Annotated in this window: 4 protein-coding genes and 1 pseudogene; all 5 read left to right on the top strand. The window is 60.6% G+C overall.

Annotated features, from left to right (window positions below; all coding sequences use genetic code 11):
- Positions 1–501 (top strand): type IV secretion system protein (locus WCA53_RS01955; RefSeq protein WP_423904916.1); only part of this gene is annotated, 501 nt, incomplete at its 5' end.
- A 175-nt stretch (positions 502–676) separates the two neighbouring features.
- A complete protein-coding gene (locus WCA53_RS01950) occupies positions 677–856 on the top strand; it encodes a hypothetical protein (RefSeq protein WP_423904914.1) in 180 nt (59 codons plus the stop codon).
- Between the two features lie 9 nt (positions 857–865).
- Positions 866–1711 (top strand): virB8 family protein, encoded by an 846-nt coding sequence (locus WCA53_RS01945; protein ID WP_423904912.1) that lies wholly within the window; start codon positions 866–868, stop codon positions 1709–1711.
- Positions 1708–2619: a TrbG/VirB9 family P-type conjugative transfer protein gene (locus WCA53_RS01940; RefSeq protein ID WP_423904910.1), complete on the top strand. Its 912-nt coding sequence runs from the start codon at positions 1708–1710 to the stop codon at positions 2617–2619. The genes WCA53_RS01945 and WCA53_RS01940 overlap by 4 nt, the downstream gene beginning before the upstream one ends.
- A gap of 3 nt (positions 2620–2622) precedes the next feature.
- Positions 2623–3111, top strand: a pseudogene (locus WCA53_RS01935) (TrbI/VirB10 family protein); the annotation flags it as partial.

The raw sequence follows: 3111 nt of genomic DNA, 5'->3' as shown, positions 1-3111 counted from the left end.
GGCTTTCAGACCATCGCGGCCATTGCAATCATCGGTCTGCTCGTCATTCTCGGCTCGCCGTTCATGGCCATCGCAGCAGCGTACATCCTGTTGGCGAAATTTGCGTTGGGACTGCTGCTCGCCCTCGGACCATTATTTATTTCCCTTGCGCTGTTCCCGCCAACTCGGCGGTTTTTTGAGAACTGGGCCGGGCAGTGCATGAACTATGTTTTTCTCGTGTCGTTGTTTGCGGCTGCGGGCGCAATCGAGTGCGCATTCGCGACGACGATGATTCCGAACGCCACCACGCCGTCCTGGCAGCAGATCATCGAACTTTGCTTAATGGGAATTGCGTTCGTCATTATTTCGTGGAACTTACCTGGATTGGCATCTCAGTTGGGTGGAGGAGTCGGGATATCCAGCATGGTGGGTAAGCTTAGAAACTCGATGCCGCGAGGTGGGAGCGGCAGTTCTGGCCGTGACGAGAAGGGTCAGGGTGGTTCGATCAGGGGCCGGGCGTAGGAGGCGATATGGACGGATTCTGGGCCTGGTTCTGGCCGAAATTTCTGAAGGTCGTCGCCATATGGGCTGTGATCACGATTTTGATATGGAGTGCCGTTCGCCTGATCGGACGAATGCACATTGGATGAAGTGGGTAAGTTAGCTAAGTTAGCTAAGTTGGGTAAAGGAGCAAGCTTTGAAAGCAACCATGATCGCTCTAGCCGCAGTTCTCGCGCTTGCTGCTTGCGGCTCGCCGCCGAAGCCACCCCAGCCGACCGGTGACTGGGTGCCGGTCAATCAATCGATGGATCAATCGACGAGCCAGTCGACGAGCCAACCGGTGAACTATCCCGCCGTCAGCACGAACTCGAAGTAGGGGCGTTTTATGTTTGCAGCGATGAAGCAGCGTTTTGCCAGCGGACCCGCACGACGCGCGCGAGTGGCGCCCGGCAACGACACCTCGACAGCGGCGACCGAGGTGCAGGCACGTGACCCGTCGAACTGGTATATGCAACAGGCTAGCGAGTTCGAAAAGTCGAAGGTCGACGCTGCGCGCGAGCAAGCGAAACGCGCCGATCGCCGATCCGTACTGTTCGGCGGCATTGCCCTCGTCGCTGTTTTTGGAATTGGAGCATTAGGAGTGCTAAAGCGTCCAAATCCGCCAGCGGTGCTTCGTGTGGACAACGCGACAGGAAAAGTTGACGTGCTGCCGACGGCCGCGAACGGACATGTCACGTTCGGTGAGAAATCCGATCGAGCGGACCTGCGCCGATACGTTGAATGGCGAGAAAGCTATGACTGGGAGACGATTCAAGACGTACACGACGCAGTCATGCTGATGAGTTCTGAGCGCGAGAAGGATATTTACGACAATTTTATTCGCGGGGCTAATGGACCGCTCAAGGTGCTGAAGGACCAGGCACGCGTCATTGCCAAGGTCGGCGTGATTACCTTCGTCGGGAGCACGGCGCAGGTGTTCCTCTCTCGCCAGTTGATTCCGCTTAACCCCGGTGTCGCGCGTCCTGAGCCGACCTACTGGGTCGCGACGATCTCATACCGGCACGACGACATTCCGGAAAAGGTCGACGCACAAGACGTCGATCCGACAGGCTGGCGCGCGACAAGCTACACCGTGACGCGCGATTGGACCCGCGCCCCGGCACTCGACCCAGTCGCGTCCCCGGCCGCTGCAGCATCCGCTGTATCGCCAACCGGCGGGAGCGCGCGATGACTCGGCATCTGCTGCTTCCGATCGCGACGGCGACACTTGTTGCATCCACGTGTTGCATCGTGCCGCCCGTGTGGGCACTGGAGACGCCCCACTCATGCGGCGCGGACCCGCATATCCAGTGCGCCCGCTTTGATGAGGATCAGGTGTATCGCGTCGCCACGATGCCTGGCCGCGCGGTACTCGTCCAGTTCGAACCCGGCGAAGCCGTGATGGACAAGGGCGCCGGCATTGGCGACGCGAAAGCGTGGGCGATGTCCACAAATGACAACTGGGTCTTGCTGAAGCCGCGCGCCAGCCAACCCGATACGAACCTGATGTTGGTGACCAATCGCCGTCGCTACACATTGTCGCTCGTGAGCAGTTCCCATGGCCAGCCGACCACGTGGGTGCTCAAATTCGACTATCCGGACACGCAGGCCAGAAACTCGGCCGCTGCTGCGCGCCGACAGGCGGCCGTCGCAATCGCGCTCGGCGCCGGGCAATCGGTCACCGGTGGGCTGTCTGCGAGCAACACCGCGTACTTCATGCGGGGCAACCGCGAACTTGCGCCGACTGCTGCTTGGGACGACGGGCGCTTTACCTACTTCCGCTATATGACGTCGCGCGATCTGCCGAAGGTTTTCACAATCCTGCCGGACGGGTCGGAAGCAACGGCGAATTTCCATATGGAAGGCGACACGATCGTCGTTCACGAGACCGCCAAGCAGTTCGTGATTCGCTACGGGGCGGCGGTGCTCGGCATCCGGAACGATGGATATTCGCCCGACGGCCGATACAACACGACAGGATCCTCGCGACGCGGCACAGCGCGCGTGCAGCACGACCCGAATGCGGATTCTGCCAGTCCCGCCGACCCAGGTGGTTCGGATGGTTTAAGCGGGTCGAGCGAGTCGAAGGCAGGGAGCTAAGACATGTCCATGAACGAACCCGATCGTAACGATAACAACGAAATCGCGCACCGCGCGGACACTGCCGGCGAAGACTCCACCCAGCAGGGCGTGCCGTCATTGCCTGGGCGTCGCAAGTCCCGGGTCGGCAAACTGAAGCTCGTACTGCTCGCATTGGTCGCGATTGCGCTTTTCGCCAGTGGCGTCTCGATGTACTTGCAACGTCTATATCAACAGCATCAGGAAGACAAGCAAGCCGCATTGCAGAAGCCGAAAGATTCAGGCGACAACGATACCACGGTCGACATCGCGGGTCAGCAGGCGCGCATCAAGCGCGAAGAGGCGGACCAGGCCCGTCGCGCCTCCGATTTGGCCGCCGCATCGGTTGCAGCGTCCACTGCACTGGCCATACCCGCTGGCGCCGCGTCCCAACCTGCAGCGGCATCCGCTCAGGCGCAGAACAGCCCTCCCACGGTCACGCCCGCGCAGCGTCGTCTCGATGGAGGTGTACTC

Source organism: Caballeronia sp., assembly GCF_049581465.1.
Classification (GTDB): domain Bacteria; phylum Pseudomonadota; class Gammaproteobacteria; order Burkholderiales; family Burkholderiaceae; genus Caballeronia.
The sequence above is the reverse complement of the archived record's forward strand: the minus strand, read 5'-3'. Positions and strand labels throughout refer to the sequence as shown.

Bases quoted from the DNA above. Each gene is read 5' to 3' on its own strand.
- WCA53_RS01940 (WP_423904910.1), top strand. From the start codon at position 1,708: ATGACTCGGCATCTGCTGCTTCCGATCGCGACGGCGACACTTGTTGCA.
- WCA53_RS01945 (WP_423904912.1), top strand. From the start codon at position 866: ATGTTTGCAGCGATGAAGCAGCGTTTTGCCAGCGGACCCGCACGACGC.